This window comes from Pseudobdellovibrio sp. HCB154 (genome assembly GCF_046267985.1).
Classification (GTDB): Bacteria; Bdellovibrionota; Bdellovibrionia; order Bdellovibrionales; family Bdellovibrionaceae; genus Pseudobdellovibrio.
This window is the reverse complement of record NZ_CP176530.1, coordinates 321,842-344,678: the sequence shown is the minus strand read 5'-3', so window position 1 is coordinate 344,678 and position 22,837 is coordinate 321,842. Positions and strand designations below refer to the sequence as shown.

The window sequence follows — 22,837 nt, the reverse complement described above, 5'->3', positions numbered from 1 at the left end:
TAATGGTCTTATGAAAAAGATCGATAAAGCGGCGTTAGTGCAACAAATCCAAAAAGAATTGCAAGAAACTTTTGAAAAGTTAAAGGCAGCCGCTTTAGCTACCTATGAAGATGCAACTCACGAAGAATCTAAGCCAGAAAATGAATACGATACACGTGGCCTAGAAGCCTCTTACTTAGCCGGCGCTCAAGGTAAACGTTTAGCCGAAGTCGAAGAAGTTTTTGCAATGTACAAGTTTTTGCAATTAAAAAACTTAACACCTGACGATGCTATTCAACTTTCAGCACTGATCGAAGTAAGTCACAATAATAAAACATTGCATATTTTCTTGGTTCCCAAAGGCGGCGGCATGACCGTGCAGTTTGATGGACTCAATATTCAAATTGTGGCCAGCGGTTCACCTTTAGGTGAAAGTCTGCTGGGTTTACACGTCGATGATATCGCTATCGTTGAAAATCCAAATCGAACTCTCGAATACGAAATTCTTTCGGTACAATAATTTCTTAATTGCCTCCTAACGCGGGGACCATCGCCCCATGGCATAGGCATTGCTTTATCGGTTCTAAAGCAATGCAAAATAATTCAAAGGAGGAATTATGAACATACAATATGGACGTGCTCTGAAAATATTTGCTCTGACGTCACTCTGTGCATCTCTACTTACAGCTTGTAATCAAAGCTTTTCTGAAAAAAGAAGTCCCGCAGCTGATGCCATTGTTGAAGCCACTGCATCTACCACAGTGAAAAGCACTTCAAAAGTCGTCGATTTTAAAATCGTCGCAAATCAGAATCTGAGCCATCGCGGCCCTTTATCGTTAAATGATGTCGCCAAAGATTTTCCGCAGTTAAACGAACGCGCGCAACTATTAGCTTCTGTCGATAATATTATTCAAACAGAATCTGGCCACTGGCAATTTTTTGCGAACTATAAACTCTTATTCACATTAGTTTCTATTGATGGAACAGCTATGCAAACCATCAATACACAAGATCCTATGTTTAATTCGATTAGTTTAAGCGTCGATCAGCAGACACAGTTAGCCAATGCTATTCGTTTTAACTTATCTGACTGTCAATACGCTTCAACTGAAGCTTGTGATTCTGTAGATGCCATCATCTACGTTCAAACGGTTAATGGAACTCCTCGTACAGATCAAGATCAAGACCAGAATAAAGATCAAGACAAAGACCAGGATCAATCGCAAGATAAGGACCAAGATAAAGATCAGGACAAAGACCAAGACACTGATCAAGATCAAGACCAAAATGGTTCTGACCAAACTCCACCAATTACGTCAGGCACCACTACAGTTCGTTTTTAATTAATTTCAATTCCCAAATCCGTTGTTGGTAGCATGTGAATAGCCGAGCGTTATTCACATGTTACTTTTTTAATTATATCTAGGCATAACCAGTTTTTCGACTAAACCGGCATCAATCCATGCTTTATGGGCAGGTAGTTCACGCATGGCGATCATATACTTCGCACATTCCGTATCCACTTTAACATCGTAAGTAATAAAACGATTTACCACCGGAGCAAACATCGCATCAGCAATCGTGAATTCTCCAAATAAAAACGGTCCGCCTGATTTTTGCAAACAATCAAGCCAAATTTCCATCACACGATTTACATCATTTAATGCTTTTGTATAATCAAAACCCGGAACAATTTTTTGAATATCATGAGACATGATATTTCTCATTGTTGAAAAACCTGAATGCATTTCATTGGCTACAGATCGCGCCATAGCACGCATTTTTACATTCGCTGGCCACATTTGCTTTTCAGGATACTTTTCATTCAAGTATTCCATGATGGCCATTGATTCCCAGACAGTGATTTCACCGTCAATTAAGGCCGGAACTTTTTTTGAAGGAGAGTATTTTAAGAGATTAGCTTCAGAGTCGGGTTGATCTAAAGGAATTAGCTTTTCTTCAAAAGGAATTTCGAAGTGCTTCATCAACACCCACGGACGTAATGACCAACTTGAATAACGTTTGTTACCAATAACCAGAACCATATAAAACTCCGAACTAGGTTAAAGACTTTTTCGCCTGAGCTTTTTTTAAAGCTTCAGTAAAAACCTCTTCGAGTTTTATAACTTTTTTTGACAGATCCGCCAAATCAGAAACGTACGTTAAATCCTGCACCATTTTCTGCACATCGGCAGGAAAATGCTTGTGCACATAACGAAGACCAAAATCAAACTTATAAGGGCGATGAATCATACCTAAAACTTCAACCAGCGGGCGAAGCATTCCCGTTTGATAAAAAGACATCGCATCAATAGCCTGACCACGATCAATTTCTTTTAACACCAGCGTTTTATAAAACGGAAACGACTGCGCAATTTCATTTAAGCGTACTTGCTGACGTTTAAAAAGAGCATCAGCGTCAGTGTAGCCTGGCTTAATTAAATTATTTTTATCAAAGTGAACGATCACATCACCGTGGCGTTCAACTTCTAAAAAATCATTCATTAATTTTACGGCGGATAAATCAAACACAGCCACATCAACAAAAAAATGCTTAGGAGCATCCTTCAACATTAAAAAACGCTGAAGCATACCTTCACCCCAACCCGATTTGGTCTGCTTCCAAACATCAGTAACATGAAATGAATGTAATGATTTTTCCACACAATCAAGCACATCTTGTAAAGGCGCTGTTGCTAAAAGACAAAGATCAATATCTGAATACTGATCTTTGGTTTTTGTGGCGGCTGATCCGCCCTCCCATGCCGCTAACATGTCTGGCATGGGTTCTAAGTGAGATAAAATAGTTTTTAAGACGTCTTGTTTGTACTTATCGCTCATATCTTAATTTGAAAGATATTTAACCACATCAACATCTGGAGGATTCGCCACCCCAACTCCTGGTTTTGGACCAGTCAGCTCAGATAAGCTATAGTCCATACGCACATCGTACACGCGGTCGATTTGATTTCTTAACCAAACTTCACGTTTAAACCATTCACGTTTTGTTGCATCATCTTTACAACCTTTAAACTCCGCTTCAGTTGAAGCGCCCCAACGCAACTCTGGGCAGTGGTATGGGTCAAAACTTAAAGCGAATAATCTTTGACGAACAGTTTCTAAGTTTAAAGTTACAATAGATCCATCAGTTTTTTTGTAAGCGATTTTACAAGCCTGAGCGATTTTCCAATATGAATTTAACATATCCGATTTAATATTCGCGCCGCTGTAATCGATTTGTGGATCACCTTTTTGATACATATTAAAGATTTTCTCGACGCGGTCGCGTAACTCTTTAAACGAAGTTTTAAAACGCGCATCACGAGAAGGTGTTGAGAACTCTTCCCACTCACCGCTTGTACCATAAATGTTAACAGGCAATTTTTCTGGATGAGTTTTATTGTGAATTCCGGCCGAAATCGCGCCTTGAACTGAATCAACGCGGTCTTGGGCTGCCGAACAAAGATCGTTCGTTAAAGCTTTTACTTCTTCAACCGGATTAATTTTTAAATTACCTTTCGACATTTTTGCACGCAGGTAATCGTAATAATCTAACTTAACACCGGCTAGGATAAATGCGCCTTCTTTCCAATTAGCTAAAGGTTTATTATCAGTACCGTACTTTTGCACAAGGCTATAGTCTTTATGGGCATTCACAGGAGCTACAGCCATTTTACCACCTACATAAGAACCTAACTTAGAATCAAATGTAGCACCGACTAATTCTTGTTTTCTGAAATTTTTAAAACCAGCCCCTTGCGTTGGACGGCTACGCACGAATTTAGTGCCGTACATACCTGTTGTTAAAGAATTATCTGGATGCGCATCAATGAAATAGATTTTTCCATCGTCAGTGATTTTATATACGATAGCGACGTGACCTGCCGGATCGTAGATCGATGTACCTGGGCGAATCGCTTCACGAGAAATATCTGAAGGATAAAAATCTGATTCTAAACCCGGACGGTTTTCTGTTTCGTCTTCTAAGCGAAACACCGCTGTATAAACAGACTTCATTAATTTTCCAGTGATATATGTCGGACCATCGGCAAGTTTAGCTTTAGCTGACAGCATGCTTGATCTTGTAGAAACGATATTTCCATTTTTAGTATAGCGTAAATTTTCTTTCTTATCAGCTTCTGCACGAGGCACCACTAAACTTACATGAGAAAATGGCAGACCGTTCTTCCAGGCAAAGTAAGCACGCAGCGCATAGGCTAAACGGGCGCAATCAACATGAATATCTAATTGCTCTGAATCAGACCCTTTATAGGGATTTGTTGGATGCTGGATACATTCTTTAAATGACTTACATTCTCTTTTTTCAACGGCTTTACCCATAATGGTTACAAACTCTGAATAAGAACGTTCATCGGCATCAGACCACGTGGTTTTTTTGATTTTCCATGACGTATCTGCGGCTTGAACAAAAGACACTAATAACAAGTTTGCGAGCATAACCATTGCTGTTGGTTTCATATTTTCCTCTTCTAAATTTAACAGAGAGTTATACCCAATTTTCAGAACAAACTAAACTCCCTTTGAAAAAAGGGAATGGGTGTCTAACCCCTTACCAGTGGTTTCTTGCACACAGCTTGTAGCCATAAGCAACCAATTCGCCGCCATGTCGAAGGCGGTCTTTTTACTGACTTTAAGCCGCTCTCAGTCCTATGCTGATACCCTATGAGTCACGATATTTTAAACACAGAATACGAGTTTACTGACCGCACCTTTGAAGAACTGGATTTCCGCAACCAGTCTCTAGAAAACCGCATTTTTGATGGCTGCACCTTCTTACGTGTAAATTTCAACGGAAGTAGCTTTAAACGCTGTCGCTTCTTAGACTGTACATTTGAACAAAGTGATCTGAGCAATATCGCATTAACAAGCTCAGACTTAAGAGATGTGAAGTTTAAAGAGTGTAAACTTGTGGGCGTAAACTGGATCAATGCTACATCGCTGATGCATTTATCATGGGATAACTGTGCTTTAAATTACGGTAATTTTTCAGGCTTAGATTTACGTAAATCATCAATGCAAAACTGTGTCGCCCGCGAGGTTGATTTTGCTGAAACTAACTTTAGCGAGGCAAATTTACGCGGAACTGATTTTACTGCGGCCCGTTTTGCCAATACCAATCTAACTAAAGCTGATCTGCGCCAGGCTAAAAACTATTCGATTCGACCCGACAGCAATAAAATTAAAAAAGCGAAGTTCTCTTTACCCGAAGCGATGCTTTTACTTTACGGTTTAGATATCGAACTTGAAGAATAACGCAGTAATTCTTGTATCTCGATTTAAGCGACGTATGATTTTTAGATGAGAAAATTTTTATTACTTATTAGTTTTTTATTTTCAACGACAGTTTGGGCCGACGTGCTTACCTGGGACCAATTAGAAACGGCTAATACTTATTCATTAGCAAACGATATTGAGTTCGTTGAAGGCCTAACTTTAAAAGCTGGAAGCCTCCTTTATTTTAATGAACTGATCACAGGCGAAGTACCGGTGATGATTTTCTCATTTGGTGATCCGAACTGCAAAGACGCAAGCTTTGAATCAGAAATGATTCTTTTTAATCCAGAACCTGAAGACACAACCCATAATAAAGAAATTGGTATTCAGTATTCTGAGTGCAGCTTCGATGTCTATGTCGAGCCTCATTATTATTACGGAAAAAGTATCTTCAAAAATTAATTTTTTATTTCAAAGTCACAAGCTGGCTTACAGTTCCACCTAACCCCAGCTTGAAATGGCTAAAGCCCGAAGGTTCATCTAACAATAATCCACCGACATCAAAAGCAGCTAAGCCTTTTTCTTTACTTAAAAGCAATGCCTGCCATAACAAAGCATAGTGTGCGTTGTATTTACGACCCACATCCGTTGTCCAACCTAAACGATAGCAAGCCGTCTGCCCTTGTGTAACAACGGCAATGGCGGCCACTGGTTCTGCATTAACATAAGCCCAGATAAAATACTGATCAGCTTGGCGGCTTAATTCTTTAAATTCGATTTGTAAAAAACGTTCACTTGGTGCCTGGTATTTTTTAACCCGCACGTGCTGTTTAAAATAATCCATAAAAAGTGAAAATTTTTGGTTGGTATGATCAACCTTGATTTCAAGTGGTGAACGTAAAGCTTTATTTAAACAGTTACGCCATTTCTGGTGTAAATTTTTACGAAGTTCGTCTTCACTTTGCGAAAGATCAATCCATGATGTTGTAAAAGTATGACGGTGTAATTTAAAGCCGATTTCTTTGAGCGCACCTAAAGTTTCTTTTTCGATTTCAAATTCAGGAACCCAGCGCAAACGCTGCCCCAAAGACTTTGGAAACTCTTTACGAAACGCTTTCGCAAATTCTAAAAACATTTCTTCTGTTGGTTTTTCAAACCACAACGGCCCACGCTTAAGATTTACAAAGTGCAAAGGCCCGATTTTGATTTCTTGCACACTCATCATCGCCACGGGTTTTTCTTCATGGATAATAAGAGCAATACGTGTTCTAAAATATTCGGTCGCAAAAGTCGCTTGGGCATAAGCCCAACTTTGCATCCAGTTCGTATTTTTAGCGCGTGCTAAATAGCCACGCCACTCTTTTAATGTACGAGAGGTCCAATCAAATTGCATAGTTATATAATAACAAAAAAGCCGCTGATTTGAGGACCGGATTACTCAGACCTAGACTTAGTGCGGTTCTTCATTTACTGGAGGCTGACCACCGTCAAATAGATCAAAAATGCCACCAAGAATTATCAACCCTACTTGACCTGTATCGGTCAAACTTTCGTACTGCGAAGATAAAAAATTGGTAGCCCATGACTCCAGTGGTCCCGAGAATAAATAAAATAACGTCAGAGAAATTATCGTCATAACAATGACTCTTATCGGACCGTTAGGAAAATAAAATCTGAAATATATCGGAAGGTAACCAACAAGTAACGCTATCGCCGGATAAATCATTGGACCTATCGAATTACCTGCAAAAGATAATTTGATGCAATACCCGAAAAACATTACGAAAAAAAGTGCGGACCACCAACGTGCATAGATTGGCATATGATTAAACATAAATAAATTTTCCTGTAGTTCAGATACTCTGTCAAATATCAGTTATGAAAAGTATTCTTGTTGCCATTTCTGCGTATTTAAAGCTTGTTTGTTCGTAGGCTTATCCCACGTAGGATACACACGAAAGCCTCGTTTGCCCGAAGCTTTTTTACCAGAAATCTGCAAAATACCCTTTTCCGAAAGAATATCTTTCGGAAATAAAAAACAACCACTCTTCGAACCCTTATGGCAAAGAATCGCGACAAAATCAAAATCATCACTTTCTGTAAAAGGAGCTGTAATACCTTGTTGATTTCTTTTCCACAGAGTCACAAACTGCCCGTCTTTTTTAGGCGTAAGCTTCGCTGTTCTTTGAATAAATTTATGATGGCCTAAAGTGTATTCACACCCTTCGTACTCCGCAGCTTCATCATGAAATTTTAGATTTTGAATTTCTTCAGACATAACAATTAAAATCATTACAATCCATAAGCCTTTTGCCAATGACTATTTAGCTAATCATTACAACTACTTAAAACTCGCCAGACGCTTTATTTTAATAGAACTTGCAAAATATTACACCTTATGGTGTAATATAAAAATGGACCGCTTATCAAATGTACTTACCGCTATTTCACACCCTACACGCCGAGCAATTATTGAACAGCTCTCGCATGGACCCGCAGGCTTTCTTGAAATCGCAAAGCCTTTTGATACGGCTCTTAACTCGGTGACTAAACACCTTAAGTTGCTAGAGCGCGCTGGACTGATTGAAAAAGAAAAAAAAGGCCGCGAAGTTTTTATTTCATTGCGTGGTGAGCCCTTAAAAGAAGTGGCCGCTTGGGCTCATGTGTACGAGCATTTCTGGAATGACCGTTTAGATGAATTTGCAAAAAATTTTCAACCTAAAAAAACTAAGGAGAAAAAACGAAAATGAAAAAATCAGACACTCTTGAAGTCAAAGTCGAACGCACACTATCGACAACTCCAGAAAAAGCTTACCGTGCGTGGCTTAACCCTAAAACTAAAGGAACTCCGTGGAACATCGGCGAAAAACTTTTATTAACTCCCAAAGTTAATGGATTTTTTTACTGGTTAGTGAGCGGAACTCCCCACTACGGCCGTTTTACTAAACTTAAAGCTGGACAACAAGCTCAGTACACATGGATGTCGCCTTACACTGAGGGCCAAGAATCTACAGTGACAGTCACTTTTAAAAAAGCTGGCGAAAATACACTGATGACTCTGTTACACACAGATTTACCGAACAGCTCAAAAGGCAAAGCCCATATCGAAGGCTGGAACGAGTTCTTAGATGTTTTTCCAAAACAATTTGTGAAAACTGCTAAAAAGAAAAAATAGTTTTTAAAAAGAATGGGGCACGAAAGTCTATTTACCTTCGTGCCGTGCGAAATAGCTTTCTTAAAAATCTTAAGTTCTGAATAATAGGTCTATCTTAAGGAGTATTTATGAGTACATACGTTGATGGATTTGTTATCCCGATTCCGAAAAACAAAGTAGCTGCCTACAAAAAAATGGCTAAACTTGGCTGCAAAACTTGGATGAAGCACGGAGCCCTGGCTTACTACGAGTGCATAGCTGATGATGTAAAAGCGCCGTATAGCCTGAACTTTCCGACAATGTGTAAAACTAAAAAAAATGAAACAGTGATATTTGCTTTCATTGTATTTAAATCAAAAGCTCATCGCAATCAGGTCAATAAAAAAGTCCACAAAGAATTCGGCGAAATGCCAGGTGCAGAAAACTTCGCAATGCCTTTTGACGTATCAAAAATGGCTTACGGCGGTTTCAAAACTTTAATTCAAGGCTAACGTAGAAAAGCGACGTATGAGATGGCCAGCCCTGACGACAGCGTAAAGCATTTTGAAGTTCGACAACCAAATTTGCTAAGCGAAATTCTTTATGATGAATACTCTATCAACTCGAAAGAGTTTAAAACGTTGATAGATCTAGGCGCCATCTTTGTTAATGACGAACGCCAAACCAAAGATGGCTTTGTCTTTCAAAAATACGTAATACGAACACATCTAAGTCCGCGCAGATACAATTGCAGCTACCCTTGGAAATCTTTAGTCATTTTTGAAAATGATTTCTGTTTAGTGTTAAATAAGCCCTCAGGAATTCCAAGCCATCCGACAAATGATAATATTCTTGAGAACGCGCTTACGCAAACTAGCTTGGCTAAAAATATTCCACTGTTTGTGACTCACCGACTTGATACTTTAACTTCGGGCTTAATTGTTTATGCTAAAAAACAATCGTTTGTAAAAAGTTTTAATGTGCAACTGCAAGAGCGAACAATCCGCAAAAAGTATGTGGCTCTTATTGAAAGCTCAAAAAAACTTCCCAAGCGACTAACTCATTATATGAATCCAGCTTCAGGAAGACCTAAAAAATTATCAGATACCCTGATAGATGGCTGGGATATCTGCGAATTAGAAATATTAGAACAAAAAGAAATCTCGCCTAACCAAAGTTGGGTAAAAATTAATTTACTCACTGGTCGAACTCATCAGATCAGATCGCAACTATCACACCTACAGGCACCCATAGTGGGTGATACTCTGTACGGTGCTAAATTGCCTTTTAAAAAAGATTCCATAGCTCTGCGATCATGTGAAATTGAATTTTACTGTAACGATGAGCATCTGAAATTCAATATCAGCGAAGAATTTACGTCAGTCTAGAACTACACTTGCTGCTGATTAAGTGTTTCTGTTGGCACTGAACCGAATATAAACTATAAGTTAAGCTATGAAAAAGACCAGCCCAACTAAAGATAAAATGAACGTCAAAAAATTTTTGCGCGATATCGAAGATGTATGCGCTGTACCTCTTCAGAAGTCGTATCAAAAATGGGTTTTACCGGAATACCCTTTCGATCATCAGCTGCTGTCTTTAAGTTCGATTTATCGCAAAAGTCGCCAAACTTATTTAAAAATAGGTGGACGTTTTCAACCCCGTGTTTGTTCAACGATGCGGGGCCTTAGCACCCAGGATCTTTTTAAAAATGAAATTGATTTCACACCGGCCTTATCCGAATTGATGTGGTTTAAAGACTATGGTCAATACGTCGCAAATGCGACCGAAATGCTTGAAGCCTTAACCAGCTTCACCGAAATTTCTATCTTCCATGAGCAGAATCATCGTATCTTGTGGCAGCTTCTGCCGCCCGCACCCAAAGACAAAGAAAGTTTTTGTCGTTATCTTAATTTTGCCGAAAGCCTGGTTGTCACACTCGATCTGGCGATGGCCGATCAAATCGGAAAAAAACTATCAACACCACTTGAGCGTTTAAAAGTTATCTATCGCCCCAGCGGTAAAGATAATTATTCTGAACAATCTAAAGAAACATACCGAAATTATTTGTTAGCGACGTTAGTGACAACTTACTGCGCGATGGAACGCATTCACAATGACGACATTTTGAATGCACTCAATTACGTATTACCGGGCCAAACAGCCATCAACAAGGTCGCGTATCGCCGAGGAATGGAACTCAGCGAGACTTTTACCCAAATCACAAACCCCGAATGGCAAGCCCTTTACTGGAAATCTGCTGAAACAAAACTAAGTCATCTTCACAAAAAATCAAAACAACCAATTCTTAACTTACCAAAAGAAGTTTTAGATTTAGATACGGAATTAGATCTTGCGTTAAAAGTTTTTGAATTTTACGGCATCTAATAGGGCGATTTACAAATGAAGTGGTAGGGGCACAGGGACTTGAACCCCGGATCCATCGGTTATGAGCCGATTGCTTTAACCAACTAAGCTATACCCCCACCGGAATATATGATTAAAACGATGCTTAAAGCCTATCAAAACGAATATAGGAGATCAATCAGCGACGCCAAGAAAAACTCTTGATTAGGTCACTTATTTTGCGAAATACTTCGCCTATGCCAATCTCTTTTAAGTTTTTTGTTCTATCTATCATCATTTTATTGCAATCCGCTTTAGCGCAAGCAACAGCTGAACAACACACAGAGGCGGTTGACCCTGAAAAATACCGTTGGCTCTACGAACAATTAATTCCGGCACAAGATCGCGCAAGCCAGCCTGACCGTGCCTTTAAATCGTTTCGTGTGCATTTATTAGATTCTCTGCAGTATTTTCCGCAGCCCAGTTATTTAAGTGCGACCCACTTTAACCGTAAAACTGAAATTGCGGGAAACATCACTTATATCGGTTTTGTTCCGAAAAAATATAATTACGATGTGATTTTTAATAGCGCCAATGATGTGACTTTAAAAGTAAAAGTGTTCTTCATTGATCCAGAAGGCCAAGATATTGAAAACTTTAAAACAAAATTCGCGCAAGCTGAAAAAATCTGGAACACCAATATTTTACCGTTAGATTTTAAATATAAATTTCAGTTTCAAGTGGTGAACAATCCCTTTGTGGCGCACTACTCAGTTCTTCTGCAAGATGACACACGCGGGCCTTACGATACACAATGGAACCGCAACTGGAGTGCGACTTCTGTGGCCCACGAATTAGGTCATATGCTGGGTTTAGGTGACGAATACGAAACGATTAGCTCTGAATCAGACTGTTTACCAAAGTCATTAATGTGTGAATCGTTTAAAGGTCTTCCAACACGTTCACACTACTATTTTATTTTACGCCGTTTAATGAAGTAGGTTTAGCCTACTTTAGTTTGACCTTCGCGGCGGTAAGTGGCCTCGCGCAGGTTCAAACGAACTTCTTTCATAACGTTTAACTGTTTTTCAACCATAGAATCGAACACTTCCAATAAGTGATCATGCTTGCGTGGAATCACTGACTCCCCGTGAAACAGATCTATCGTGTGATGAATCGCTTCGATGGTCGAATAACAAAAATCCTTAGGCTGTTTGCGCACACGAAAATTCGAAGGCTTCGCTGGGCTAAAACAAACCCGCGGAAGCTTTTTTAAATTTTCACTTTGGTTAAGCATTTTACGAGCCGTAGCCCAAGTGCCATCAATCACTAAAATTCTTAATTTTTTACCCGTTAAAAACTGCTCTGCGCGCTGCTCAAATGAAAGCGAAGAAATATTCACCGCTTGCTGCCCTGGATACATGATCACCGTGTGATATTCAGGGTCCGCAATTAAAGCATTAAGTTCGTCATTGTGAGTGTAGTTAATTCCCTTGATCAGATGTGAACCCTTAAGACAAAGATGCGCCATACGGCCGGTAGCAATTCTTCGTTTGGCTTCTATGGGATGAATGAGAATAACAAAGTTAATAACACTATCGATGGGCTTTACAAGCTGACAGTAACAACCAAAATCAGGCTGCAGGCATGTGGTGCAAAGGTTTCTATAGGTCGGCTGCAAAGCTAAATGTTCGTCTTTTTTGCGGCGATAGTCGTTTATATTCATTCGTCTATCATAACAAACGACACCCCGGTGAATAGCTTGAGGCCGTTTTATACCGCATAAATAAGACTATGGTTGAGTGAACAGCTAGTGGCTCTTATCAAATGCCGGAATATCTTTCTTACGTTTGCTACGAGGCTCTTCTTCAGGATCGTAGTTAATGCCCATTTCAACTTCTAGGTTTTGATTAGCAGCCGAATCGCCTGGGCTATCACGTTGCGGAGACTTAGGCACATGGCCCGCTGTTTTTCTTGTGAAATCTTCTTCAGTGATTAAATCTTTGGGTTTCATGAAACACCTCCCCAAAGCCAAGGCTGCAATTTTTCATCCCAAGTTTTTTAGGGCATTTCGGGAACAACGATCTTCGGTTTAATAAATAAATTCAGGCATAAAAAAAGGGAGATCGTTTGATCTCCCTTTTAAAATTCTATTTTTATCTTTTAGCAAGCTGCAAGCGCAGCCTCTAACAGCCTAGCTATCAACGAAAGTTTTAAGTTTGTTGCTACGAGAAGGGTGACGTAATTTACGTAACGCCTTAGCTTCGATCTGACGGATACGCTCACGAGTTACGTTGAAATCCTGACCAACCTCTTCAAGAGTGTGATCCGATTCTTCACCGATACCGAAACGCATACGTAATACTTTTTCTTCACGCGGAGTTAAAGTCGATAACACACGACGAGTTTGCTCAGCTAAGTTTAAGTTCACAATCGCTTCAGCAGGATTGATCACTTTTTTATCTTCGATAAAATCTCCTAAGTGAGAATCTTCTTCTTCACCTACTGGAGTTTCTAAGCTGATTGGCTCTTTCGCAATTTTTAATACTTTGCGAACTTTATCTACCGGCATATCCATACGATCGGCGATTTCTTCCGGCGTCGCCTCACGGCCTAACTCTTGGATTAATAAACGCTGTGTTCTAACAAGTTTATTGATCGTCTCGATCATGTGAACTGGAATACGGATAGTTCTAGCTTGGTCGGCAATCGCGCGAGTGATCGCTTGACGGATCCACCAAGTCGCATACGTCGAAAATTTGTAACCACGACGGTATTCAAACTTATCAACGGCTTTCATAAGACCGATATTACCTTCTTGGATTAAATCTAAGAATTGTAAACCACGATTCGTGTATTTCTTCGCGATAGAAACAACTAAACGTAAGTTCGCTTCTACTAACTCAGATTTAGCTAAGTCAGCTTCACGCTCACCTTTCCAAATAGCTGTGTAAGTTTCTTGAATCCAACGGAAGTTCATCTCTGTGTCGTCATGTAAACGTTTAAGACGCTCTTCAGCTTCTTGCGCTTGTAAAGCATAAGTACGGAAACGACCGTAGCTTAAACCTGTATCGCGAGTTGTTTTTGTTAATTCTTTTTCATTCGTTTCGATCACTTTTAAACGCTCAACTAATGTTGCTACGTCTTTAGAGAAAGTTTTCTCAACGCCATCTTTAATACGACGACGTAATGTACCCATGCGGTTTACTAAGTTTTTGAACTTAATAACAACACGGTTGATCGTTTTACGGTTGAAGTTGATTGATTCAAAGTTCGCCATCAACGCTTCATTGATTACGCGAGTTTCGTCAGTCAATTTTGCTTTAACATCAGCTTTGATGTTTTCATCACGTAAAGCTGTGAAAGCTTTTTCTGTGTCTTTTTGGTATTTCGTAACGATACCGATTAATTGGTGAATTTTTTCGATGTACTCTTTTTCATCGTACTGAGTATCTTCGTCTTCTAAACCACGGAAGATCGATTTAACTTTGATACGGCCTTGATCAAGGCGTTTACCTAAGTTGATGATTTCCCATGTACCTAGTGGCGACATTAACATCGCACGAACGATCTCACGCTCACCTTTTTCAATACGGCGGGCGATCTCAACTTCACCTTCACGTGTAAGTAATGAAACTGAACCCATTTTACGTAGGTATAAACGAACAGGGTCAGAACCCTTAACGTCTTCAGCTTCTTTTAATTCTTCTTCGTCTTCTTCCTCGTCGTCTACTTTTGACAGGAATTCGTCTTTATCATCTTCGCGAGCCGCTTCAGTGTGCTCAGTGATAACCACGCCGTTAGCTTCAAGGGTTTGCATTAAACCATCAAGAACGCTAGCTGCGATAATTTCTTGCGGAAGAGATTCATTGATCTCTTCGATTGTTAAGCGGCCTTTATCTTTAGCCAGCTTCAACAATTTTTGAACTTCTTCTTTTGCTAACACTTCTTGTTCAGCAGCAGTTAAAATTCTTAATTCATTTTTGTCTTGGTTATTCGTCATCTGTCCTCAGCTACTTACTAGCTCAACATTTTTTTTGATTCGCGTTCCGCAAACCTTTTTCTAAAGTATTGAGCCACAATTTAAAAAAACAAAAATAGCGAGCTTATTTTTTAGATTCGCCCTTAAGAGCGAGACGGCTTTTTTGTAACTCAGAAAACTGTCTGAGCATTTCGGCGTCTGTCGTATTTGATTTTAAATCCAACGCCAATCTTTTTGCCTGATCTTTTATAAACTCTTGCTGAATTCTAGAAATCAAATCAACGATAAGTTTTTTTTCTTTTTCTTCGTCGAATTCGCCGATTTGGGCGATGTCGAGTTTTGAATTTTGAAAAAGCAACTCAGGTTTATCAATTTTATCAATCAGCTGACTGACCAACCTATCAAACTTTTCAGCATCTTGTCTATAAACTTGCTCGGCATTTTCGAGGATTTGCCTAACACCTAAGTGTTTGATTTGGCTTAATAATTGCGTGAAAGTCAGAGGCTCTTGTAGGTCACTCATCAGAGCGAAATTGGCACGACTCTTGAGGGTATTTTGCAATAACATCAGCTCGACTTTAGAGGCATCTGAAATTTTAATTTGCGCATTTTCGTCTGCTTTTGCAGCTTCGGACGCTGCCGCAAGCACAGGCGTTGGCGTCTCTGTCACGAAATTTCTTTGCGTATTTGCATTCGCAAAAGAGCCAAAACCTTGGCTGCGCCCTGCGGCATTACCCTGAAAAGAATTCCTAAGCCAGTCTTTATTGACTCCCATAATCTGGCAAAGATCGTCGGCATACAGGCTTTTAAGACGCTGATCAGCCATAACATCAAATACCGGTTTGATCTTATCAACTAGTTTTACTTTGTCAGAAGCCTCACCACGGTACTCAGTCATCCACGATTTAAGAATGACTTTGAACAGGTCAGGAGCTTTTTCGATTTCTTTTTTTAAAGCGTCTAATCCGAATTTAATAACAAATTCGTCAGGGTCTTTCGCCTCGGTTAAGGTAATCCCACGCGGGAACAAACCTTGTGAAAGTAGAATAGGAAGACTGCGTTCTGCGGCCATTTTACCAGCGTCATCTCCATCGAATAGAACAACAACGTTGTTCGTTAATCGTTTGATGAGTTTCGCATGGTCTGGGGTTAATGCCGTACCCATAGTTGCAACAACATTTTTAATTCCCGCTTGATAAAGCGAGACTAAATCCATGTAGCCTTCAACGACTAAAACTAAATCTTCAGAGCGAACATGTTTTGCTGTCTGTGCAAGACCATACAACACACTGCCTTTATGAAACACCGGAGTTTCAGGAGAATTTAAATATTTTGGTTCGCCTTGTTCGATGATACGACCACCGAAGGCTAACACTTCACCAGTTGGTGAATGAATCGGAAACATTAAACGGTCACGGAACAAATCAAAATAACCTGTTCCTTCTTTACGTCGTTTCAACAACTGCGCTTCTTCAGACACCGCGTGCGGAATCGAACTGCGATTCAGTTGGCCAGCTAAGGCTTCCCATTCATTCGGCGCATAACCGATTTGAAATTCTTCTAAAGTTTCTGGATTTAATTTTCTTTTTAAAACGTACTGGCGAACCGGAGAATCGGTTGCTTGGCGCTTAAGAGATTCACGAAAAAATTCAGCGGCAATTTTATTAGCGTGCAATAAAGTTTTTTTGTGATCTTTGTTTTCTAAAGGTTGGTCTGGACGATTATTTTCGTAACAATCGTCAGTGATCACAATACCGTTTCGTTCAGCTAAATATTCAATCGCTTCACGAAAATTCATGCCGTTAAAATCACGCAAGAATGAAACGACGTTGCCGGATTTTTTACAGCCAAAACAATGGTAAACACCTTTGAATTCGCTGACAGAAAATGAAGCCGTCTTCTCCTGGTGATCAGGAAAAGGACAACGACCCATATGGCCACGGCCACTGGGTTTCAACGTTGTGTATTGTGAAATGATCTCGACAAGGTTTGATGCTTGCGTAACCTTGTCGATGAATTCTTGCTTAAATCCCAACTTAGTTAAGTTTTGATTTAATCACTTCGCTAATTGTTTTACCGTCAGCAGTTCCAGCAGTTTTAGCTTGAACAGCTTTCATCACAGTGCCCATATCTTTGATAGATGAAGCGCCTGTTTCTTTAATAACGTCAGCAACAACTTGTTCAATTTGCTCACGAGACATTTGTGCCGGTAAGTAAACTTCCATAACTTTTAATTCAGCTGTTTCAGCATCAACTAAATCAGTACGACCTGCGTTTGCAAATTGGTCGATAGATTCTTTACGTTGTTTAACTAATTTTTTTAAAACAGCCATAACATCGTCAGCTGTTAATGGATTCGGACGAGAGTCGATTTCTTTTTGCTTAATTGCCGCGTGTAAAAAACGAAGAGTGTTTAATTTTACTGAATCTTTGGCAATCATTGCAGCTTTGATATCAGCCATGATTTGATCTTTAAGTTCCATGAGCGGGCTCCTTTTGATTAAATAAAAAGAGCTCTTAAGAAATAAATCCCTAAGAGCTCTATAAGCTTGTAATAAAATTACGAACTAGTCGCGGTCTCTGAAACCACCACGAGTTTTTTTCGTAGCGCGTTTACGAGCAGCGATAGATTTTTTCTTAGCAGATACGCTTGGTTTTTCGAAGTGTTCGCGTTTTTTAACTTCTGAAAGGATACCAGCTTTCTCACAAGACTTTTTGAACTTTCTGAATGCTGATTCGAAAGATTCGCCGTCTCTGATTTTAACTAATGCCATAAGATATTCACCTGCCTTCCGCTGTGGATTTTTTGAATGCTGTATTTGTACAAATTCAAAATGAATAGAAAGTATTAACAACCGAGGACTGTATTTACACTTAATGACTGGCCGCAGCAAGACCATTTAGTTAAAAAATTCGAGGATTTATACTAAGACTGACCAGGTAGATGGATCAATTCACCGAACACGACCATAAATTCATGCAATTAGCCTTCAAATTGGCCAAAAACGCCCAATTAAAGGGCGAAGTACCGATCGGCGCCGTAGTGGTCGATGCCGAAGGTAAGGTCATCGGAAAATCTGGCAACAAGCGCGAACAACTAAATACTGTTTTAGGCCACGCCGAACTAGTGGCCCTTCACAGAGCCTGCAAATCCAAAAACTCATGGCGCTTAATCGACTGCACCCTCTATGTAACCCTTGAACCCTGCTACATGTGCGCCGGAGCCCTAGTACAATCAAGAATCAAACGCGTAGTCTTCGCCACTCACGACCCCAAAGCCGGAGCCATGGGCTCATTAGAAGATCTATCAAAACACGCCAAACTAAATCACAGATTCACAGCCGAAAACGGACTCATGCAACACGAGTGCAGCACACTCCTAAAAAATTTCTTCAAACAAAAAAGATCAGAAAAAAAATCTACTTAATCGTAGCGCCTAAGCCAAATTTTTGCGGAGCCGCTTGGTAACGGGCCTGTGCCGCCGGTAACCAGGCCGTTAAGTTAGAACGACGGCTCGTATCCGACGGATGTGTTGATAAAAGCTCTGGTGGTTTAGCTCCGCCAGCGGCGCCCATACGTTCCCATAATTTAATAGACTCACTCGGTTCATAACCCGCATCGGCCATATAGATTTGACCTTCTTTGTCTGCAGAAGATTCATCTTCACGCGAAAATTTCATATCGAAGAATGCCACGGCGAAACCGCCAGCGATCCCGCCGATTTGCGCCCATTTTTTACATGAATCTGTTTTACATAAAAGCTCACCCGCAAGCACAGTTCCAACACCAACAACAGCGCCGATCATATTGCTTTGTTTGGCGCGCGCATAGTGAGCTAAGCCGTGTTTTAAAGTTGCATGCGCTACTTCATGCCCCATCACCGCAGCTAAGGCGGCTTCGGTTTTTACCACAGGTAGAATTCCTGTATAAACGGCCATCTTACCGCCAGGCATACACCAGGCGTTTACTTCCGGGCTTTCGATAAGAATAACTTCCCAGTTGTAGGGTTTACCTGAAGCTAAAGCGATACGTTTAGCCACGCGGTTAACCATCGCGGTCCATTCTTGGTTTGTTGAAATTTTAGATTTAGACTTTACTTCGGCGTAAGCTTTGGCCGCTTCGACATTAATTTCGTCTTCGCTAATTCCCGCAGATTCAGGATTCGTTTTGCAGCTTACGATTAAAAAAGAAAAGGCGATAAGAAGTAGTTTTGTAATTTTCATGGCTACAATACTAACTAGATTTTCGCTACGAGATCAACCCTGATTGACCCGTAGCAAATAGCCCCAGGCTACGAGGCTACATTTTATAATCTAATCGGTAACCGAAACTTGGTACCGCTGTGATAATGCCCTGAAATCCTTCAATTTTCTTTTTCAGGTAGTTGATTTGTGAATCCACGTTTCTTGGAGTCACTTCGAAATGCCCCCACACTTCTTCCATAAAAGTGCTGCGGGATACCAGATGGTTCTGGTTTTCGATCAACAGTTTTAAAATTTCAAACTGTTTAGGAGTTAATGTGATTTCACGCTCATTCACATACACTAAACGTGAATTCAGATTCATTTTTAAATTACCTACAGCTAATGTTGATGCATTCACATTCGCAATCACCGCATGGTTATCAATCGGTGGTTTAACTGTGTAACCTTGGATTCTTTTTTTAAGTCTTAAGATCAACTCTTTAGGGTGAAAAGGCTTCGCAATAAAGTCATCGCCACCTAATTCTAAAGTTTCTACGCGCTCATCTTCCGTCGCTACACCCGACATAAAGATAATTGGGATATCTTTAGTTGCTGGGTTCTCTTTTAAAGATTTACAAAGTTCTGCACCATTCACACGCGGCATTTGGTAATCCATTAAGACGATATTTGGTTTAAACTCTAAAATAAGGTCTAAAGCTGAGTGCGACTCAGAAGTTGATTTACACTCGAAATAAGGACTAAGAATTTCTGAGATCACTGAGCAGCTATCCACTAGATCATCTATGATGACGACTTTATTCATTTATTAGGCCCCTTTATACTTCATAGTTTTGACATCCAATATCTTTTTAATCGCATCCCGCTTATCGCCTTGAATCTCAATGCAGCCCCTATTTCCTTCGATGAAATAACTTCCACCGACACCGCATTTAGCTTTCAATTCTTTTGTTAAATCTTTGAGGAATGGATCGTAGGCCGGTAATTGATCTAAGACAGTAACCGTCTTGCCACCGCGACCGTTTTTCTCGATTCGAAAAACGACCACAAATTTTTTATCAGCAACTAGGGCTTTTTGTTCGGCTTCGAAAGCTTGTCTTTCGTGTTCACCTGACATTTTCGCCTGATCCTTTGGATCATCGCTGTAGACTAAGACGCGGTTTTTATTATCCAGATTACGTTCCTCATTCCGCATAACGAACTCTCGCTCGTTAAGATTAATATTACACTATTTTGTCAAATAGCTATGCGAAAAAATGAAAATTCGTAAATCCGAATCTTGTTGAAACGATATTGTTAAGAAAACTTAACTTCCCGATTCTTTGTGAGACGGCTCAGCTTGAGAATTCGTTTTTTCCGATAAGCTGTGCTTTGTATATTCTTTGCCGTCGAATCTGAAAAGCTGCGGCTCGTTATCCATAACTGTAATTATATTTACCGGACGCTTCCACAGTTTGTTTAAGTTTTTCATTGTGGCATCCATATAATTAGGCTGTAGATCTAAACCTTCATGAACATGACGAAGAAGCAACTCCCCCCTGTTTTCGAAGTTCGCATTCTCGATTTTAATGATTGGCTGGCCAAAATTAGCTAGCTGGAACAGGAGCTGCGCCTTAATTGCTTTAAAGTCACGCGTGTCGACTTCAAATTTGCCGGTTTCTTTATTCATTTTGTAAACAAACATTTTGTTACGAACACAGAAGTCCTCTGTTAAAAACTCGTCAATAAATGTTACGTCATTATAAAGCTTACGCACCTCAAAGATCTTCTCGCGCCCTAAATTGAGCTTACGGTCCCAATTTTTTCGTTCTTTAACATCGTCGCACTCATCCCACTCGCGACCAAATTTTCCTTTATTCCATCTTTCTTCGATGTCTCTCATCAACTCGATGCCTACTTTATAGGGGTTATACCCCCCCATTTTCATAAACATGGTGCCGGCATGGTGGTCGGCAAAGTCGATGATTTCGGAATCATTAAGAATATATTTAGTCATAATGTGCGAATGCCAGTACGAAGCCCAACCTTCATTCATTGTTTTGGTCATTCCTTGCGGAGCAAAATAGTACGCTTCATCTTTTACAATTGATAAAATATCCTGCTGCCACTCTTCTAATGGGGCATAATGAATTAAAAATGTTAAGATATCGCGAACCGGATCGGCCGGGAACTGTGCTTTATCTTGCAACTTCTGCATTTGATCTTTTTTAAACTCTTCAACCACATCTGGCGGGTTGATATAGTTTTTCATGTAAGACTTTTCAACCTGGAATACGAAATCAGCTTCACGCACCTGAGGTTTTTTCTCAGTAAACTGCGTCGGCCCGTTTAAAATTGAGTAACGATCAATTAAATTTTCTAAACTTAAACAAGTATCAATGAAGCGTTCAACCTCTTCATAACCATAACGATCGATATAACGGCGAATGCGGGTTGCATGATTCGCCATCTGATCCATCATTTTACGGTTGGTTTTTGAAAACCAGATATTATTTTTAAAAAAATCACAGTGACCATACACATGCGCCATCACAAGTTTTTGGTCCATCATGGAATTACCTTCCATCAGGTACGCATAACAAGGATCAGTGTTAATCACCATTTCGTAGATTTTAGATAAACCGTATTCGTAAGATTTTGAAAGCTGTTCGTACTCCATACCGAATTTCCAGTGTGGATAACGTACGGGAAAACCTCCGTAACTGGCAAATTGGCTGATTTGATCGTAGCTGATTAATTCGAAAATAGTTTCAAAACAATCAAGGCCGACGTTTTTAGCGACTTGGCAGATTTTTTTTCTTTCTGTTTCAAGTTCTAGAGTTAAATTTGCCATCGGTGGCCTCCAAAGAGCTACTTGCCCTTGCCTAAGAAATCTTTGATAGAGTCTAAAATTTTATCCCGCGATTCGATTTGGCTTAACGTCACTTGTTCGTCTTCGCCAAATTCTTTTTGCAGGTCTTTTAAAAACTGACCTGAACCGTATTTACTTTCAACCTGACCGTATGAAAACACATTCACACGCGGTAAAAAGTATTCTTTGATCAACTGAATACATAATCTTGTGTCTTCACCTGACCAGTTATCGCCGTCTGAAAAGTGAAACGGATAAATATTCCATTCATCAGCCGGATATTCAGCTTCAATAATTTGCTGGCACATTTTGTACGCCGAGCTGATTAAGGTACCGCCTGATTCAGAAGTTTTAAAGAAAGTGTCTTCATCTACTTCTTTTGCTGCGGCATCGTGAATAATGAACCTAGTATCTAAGCCTTTGTAATGTTTCTTTAACCACGTGTTGATCCAAAAAGATTCTAAGCGCACGATCTCTTTTTGTTCTTCACCCATTGAACCCGACACGTCCATCATGTAAATCACGACAGCTTTAGTGTGCGGCTTCTGCGTTTTTTTGATGGTGCGATATTGGTAATCAGAACGAATTGGCACAATCACCGGATCGTTCGGGTTATATGTTCCTGACGAAATATAACGAGCTAAAGCTTTTTTATAAGTTTGTTTAAATTTACGTAAACCTTCAGGTCCAACTGGAGCGATACCTGAGTAACGCGTTTTCTCGGTCACTAAGTTCGCTGTTCCTTTTGGAAGAATACGTGGAAGCTGTAACTTCTCACCTAAGATTTCAGCTAATTCTTCTAAACTGATTTCAACCTCAAGCATGTGCTCGCCGGGATTTTCGCCCGCTTCGCCTTTGCCAGAACCTTGTTGGCCTTGACCTTGTGATTGTTGCGGATCACCGTCGCCTTCACCTTGGCCAACACCTTGTTGATCTTGTTTAGGACCATAACGAAACGTTGGAATATCGATACGCGGAAGTGGAATTTTTACGAATTCTTCTTCGCGTTTGCCGATCAACTCCCCATTCGTGACATACTTTTTAAAGTCATCACGGACCTTGCCCTTAATAATATTTTTAAACCGGTTTTGGTCCTCGCGAATGGGCAC

28 protein-coding genes and 1 tRNA gene are annotated in these 22,837 nt (G+C 40.1%); 11 read left to right on the top strand and 18 right to left on the bottom strand.

Features of this window, described 5'->3' with window-relative positions:
- Positions 1–10 precede the first annotated feature (10 nt).
- Together ACKWCF_RS01850 and ACKWCF_RS01845 are read left to right on the top strand one after the other, a co-directional pair.
- On the top strand, positions 11–499 hold the full coding sequence (locus ACKWCF_RS01850; RefSeq protein WP_409478990.1) for a hypothetical protein: 489 nt from the start codon (positions 11–13) through the stop codon (positions 497–499).
- Between the two features lie 97 nt (positions 500–596).
- A complete protein-coding gene (locus ACKWCF_RS01845; RefSeq protein WP_409478989.1) occupies positions 597–1,322 on the top strand; it encodes a hypothetical protein in 726 nt (241 codons plus the stop codon).
- A gap of 69 nt (positions 1,323–1,391) precedes the next feature.
- Here the strand turns inward: ACKWCF_RS01845 and ACKWCF_RS01840 are convergent, their stop codons facing one another.
- From ACKWCF_RS01840 to ACKWCF_RS01830, 3 genes are read right to left on the bottom strand one after another with little or no spacing between them, the layout of a single operon-like run.
- A complete protein-coding gene (locus ACKWCF_RS01840) occupies positions 1,392–2,024 on the bottom strand; it encodes a glutathione S-transferase family protein (protein ID WP_409478988.1) in 633 nt (210 codons plus the stop codon).
- A gap of 13 nt (positions 2,025–2,037) precedes the next feature.
- Positions 2,038–2,820, bottom strand: a complete 783-nt coding sequence (locus ACKWCF_RS01835; protein WP_409478987.1) for a hypothetical protein — start codon at positions 2,818–2,820, stop codon at positions 2,038–2,040.
- A gap of 3 nt (positions 2,821–2,823) precedes the next feature.
- On the bottom strand, positions 2,824–4,458 hold the full coding sequence (locus ACKWCF_RS01830) for a hypothetical protein (RefSeq protein ID WP_409478986.1): 1,635 nt from the start codon (positions 4,456–4,458) through the stop codon (positions 2,824–2,826).
- Positions 4,459–4,662: 204 nt separating this feature from the next.
- On the opposite strand from ACKWCF_RS01830, the gene ACKWCF_RS01825 reads away from it, so the two are divergent.
- Together ACKWCF_RS01825 and ACKWCF_RS01820 are read left to right on the top strand one after the other, a co-directional pair.
- Positions 4,663–5,253, top strand: coding sequence for a pentapeptide repeat-containing protein (locus ACKWCF_RS01825; RefSeq protein WP_409478985.1), 591 nt, complete (start codon positions 4,663–4,665; stop codon positions 5,251–5,253).
- 45 nt (positions 5,254–5,298) lie between these two features.
- Positions 5,299–5,676, top strand: a complete 378-nt coding sequence (locus ACKWCF_RS01820; RefSeq protein WP_409478984.1) for a hypothetical protein — start codon at positions 5,299–5,301, stop codon at positions 5,674–5,676.
- Positions 5,677–5,680: 4 nt separating this feature from the next.
- Here the strand turns inward: ACKWCF_RS01820 and ACKWCF_RS01815 are convergent, their stop codons facing one another.
- The 3 genes from ACKWCF_RS01815 to ACKWCF_RS01805 all read right to left on the bottom strand — a co-directional run bounded on the left by ACKWCF_RS01815 (position 5,681) and on the right by ACKWCF_RS01805 (position 7,507).
- Positions 5,681–6,607: a lipid II:glycine glycyltransferase FemX gene (locus ACKWCF_RS01815; RefSeq protein WP_409478983.1), complete on the bottom strand. Its 927-nt coding sequence runs from the start codon at positions 6,605–6,607 to the stop codon at positions 5,681–5,683.
- Between the two features lie 57 nt (positions 6,608–6,664).
- On the bottom strand, positions 6,665–6,850 hold the full coding sequence (locus ACKWCF_RS01810; RefSeq protein ID WP_409478982.1) for a hypothetical protein: 186 nt from the start codon (positions 6,848–6,850) through the stop codon (positions 6,665–6,667).
- Positions 6,851–7,090: 240 nt separating this feature from the next.
- On the bottom strand, positions 7,091–7,507 hold the full coding sequence (locus ACKWCF_RS01805; RefSeq protein WP_409478981.1) for a MepB family protein: 417 nt from the start codon (positions 7,505–7,507) through the stop codon (positions 7,091–7,093).
- Positions 7,508–7,628: 121 nt separating this feature from the next.
- Between ACKWCF_RS01805 and ACKWCF_RS01800 the strand changes: the two genes are divergently transcribed.
- From ACKWCF_RS01800 to ACKWCF_RS01780, 5 genes are all read left to right on the top strand, one after another.
- The gene (locus tag ACKWCF_RS01800) at positions 7,629–7,964 is read left to right on the top strand and encodes an ArsR/SmtB family transcription factor (protein WP_409478980.1); all 336 of its coding nucleotides are present in this window, start codon (positions 7,629–7,631) and stop codon (positions 7,962–7,964) included.
- Positions 7,961–8,389, top strand: a complete 429-nt coding sequence (locus ACKWCF_RS01795) for an SRPBCC family protein (protein ID WP_409478979.1) — start codon at positions 7,961–7,963, stop codon at positions 8,387–8,389. Before ACKWCF_RS01800 ends, ACKWCF_RS01795 begins: the two co-directional genes overlap by 4 nt.
- A 107-nt stretch (positions 8,390–8,496) precedes the next feature.
- A complete protein-coding gene (locus ACKWCF_RS01790) occupies positions 8,497–8,859 on the top strand; it encodes a DUF1428 domain-containing protein (protein ID WP_409478978.1) in 363 nt (120 codons plus the stop codon).
- Between the two features lie 21 nt (positions 8,860–8,880).
- Complete coding sequence (locus ACKWCF_RS01785; RefSeq protein ID WP_409478977.1) at positions 8,881–9,735, top strand: pseudouridine synthase family protein; 855 nt, start codon at positions 8,881–8,883, stop codon at positions 9,733–9,735.
- Between the two features lie 67 nt (positions 9,736–9,802).
- On the top strand, positions 9,803–10,735 hold the full coding sequence (locus ACKWCF_RS01780) for a hypothetical protein (RefSeq protein WP_409478976.1): 933 nt from the start codon (positions 9,803–9,805) through the stop codon (positions 10,733–10,735).
- Between the two features lie 21 nt (positions 10,736–10,756).
- Here the strand turns inward: ACKWCF_RS01780 and ACKWCF_RS01775 are convergent.
- Positions 10,757–10,833: transfer RNA gene (locus ACKWCF_RS01775), tRNA-Ile, on the bottom strand.
- Between the two features lie 117 nt (positions 10,834–10,950).
- On the opposite strand from ACKWCF_RS01775, the gene ACKWCF_RS01770 reads away from it, so the two are divergent.
- Positions 10,951–11,694, top strand: coding sequence for a hypothetical protein (locus tag ACKWCF_RS01770; protein ID WP_409478975.1), 744 nt, complete (start codon positions 10,951–10,953; stop codon positions 11,692–11,694).
- 2 nt (positions 11,695–11,696) lie between these two features.
- Here the strand turns inward: ACKWCF_RS01770 and ACKWCF_RS01765 are convergent, their stop codons facing one another.
- From ACKWCF_RS01765 to rpsU, 6 genes are all read right to left on the bottom strand, one after another.
- The gene (locus ACKWCF_RS01765; protein ID WP_409478974.1) at positions 11,697–12,419 is read right to left on the bottom strand and encodes a tRNA-uridine aminocarboxypropyltransferase; all 723 of its coding nucleotides are present in this window, start codon (positions 12,417–12,419) and stop codon (positions 11,697–11,699) included.
- Positions 12,420–12,503: 84 nt separating this feature from the next.
- On the bottom strand, positions 12,504–12,707 hold the full coding sequence (locus tag ACKWCF_RS01760; RefSeq protein ID WP_409478973.1) for a hypothetical protein: 204 nt from the start codon (positions 12,705–12,707) through the stop codon (positions 12,504–12,506).
- Positions 12,708–12,887: 180 nt separating this feature from the next.
- Entirely contained in the window at positions 12,888–14,696 is a 1,809-nt protein-coding gene (gene rpoD, locus ACKWCF_RS01755; RefSeq protein WP_409478972.1) for an RNA polymerase sigma factor RpoD, read from the bottom strand.
- A 103-nt stretch (positions 14,697–14,799) separates the two neighbouring features.
- The gene (dnaG, locus tag ACKWCF_RS01750; protein ID WP_409478971.1) at positions 14,800–16,710 is read right to left on the bottom strand and encodes a DNA primase; all 1,911 of its coding nucleotides are present in this window, start codon (positions 16,708–16,710) and stop codon (positions 14,800–14,802) included.
- A gap of 1 nt (position 16,711) precedes the next feature.
- On the bottom strand, positions 16,712–17,158 hold the full coding sequence (locus tag ACKWCF_RS01745; RefSeq protein WP_409478970.1) for a GatB/YqeY domain-containing protein: 447 nt from the start codon (positions 17,156–17,158) through the stop codon (positions 16,712–16,714).
- 84 nt (positions 17,159–17,242) lie between these two features.
- Positions 17,243–17,449, bottom strand: a complete 207-nt coding sequence (rpsU, locus tag ACKWCF_RS01740; RefSeq protein ID WP_409478969.1) for a 30S ribosomal protein S21 — start codon at positions 17,447–17,449, stop codon at positions 17,243–17,245.
- Between the two features lie 170 nt (positions 17,450–17,619).
- On the opposite strand from rpsU, the gene tadA reads away from it, so the two are divergent.
- The gene (gene tadA, locus ACKWCF_RS01735) at positions 17,620–18,102 is read left to right on the top strand and encodes a tRNA adenosine(34) deaminase TadA (RefSeq protein ID WP_409478968.1); all 483 of its coding nucleotides are present in this window, start codon (positions 17,620–17,622) and stop codon (positions 18,100–18,102) included.
- Here tadA and ACKWCF_RS01730 read toward each other — a convergent pair.
- From ACKWCF_RS01730 to ACKWCF_RS01710, 5 genes are all read right to left on the bottom strand, one after another.
- The gene (locus ACKWCF_RS01730; RefSeq protein WP_409478967.1) at positions 18,095–18,898 is read right to left on the bottom strand and encodes a M48 family metallopeptidase; all 804 of its coding nucleotides are present in this window, start codon (positions 18,896–18,898) and stop codon (positions 18,095–18,097) included. The genes tadA and ACKWCF_RS01730 overlap by 8 nt on opposite strands.
- Positions 18,899–18,974: 76 nt before the next feature.
- Positions 18,975–19,682, bottom strand: a complete 708-nt coding sequence (locus ACKWCF_RS01725) for a response regulator transcription factor (RefSeq protein WP_409478966.1) — start codon at positions 19,680–19,682, stop codon at positions 18,975–18,977.
- Positions 19,683–19,685: 3 nt separating this feature from the next.
- Complete coding sequence (locus tag ACKWCF_RS01720; protein ID WP_409478965.1) at positions 19,686–20,072, bottom strand: stress response translation initiation inhibitor YciH; 387 nt, start codon at positions 20,070–20,072, stop codon at positions 19,686–19,688.
- 111 nt (positions 20,073–20,183) lie between these two features.
- Positions 20,184–21,710: a SpoVR family protein gene (locus ACKWCF_RS01715; protein WP_409478964.1), complete on the bottom strand. Its 1,527-nt coding sequence runs from the start codon at positions 21,708–21,710 to the stop codon at positions 20,184–20,186.
- A gap of 17 nt (positions 21,711–21,727) precedes the next feature.
- Positions 21,728–22,837 (bottom strand): DUF444 family protein, encoded by a 1,110-nt coding sequence (locus ACKWCF_RS01710; protein ID WP_409478963.1) that lies wholly within the window; start codon positions 22,835–22,837, stop codon positions 21,728–21,730.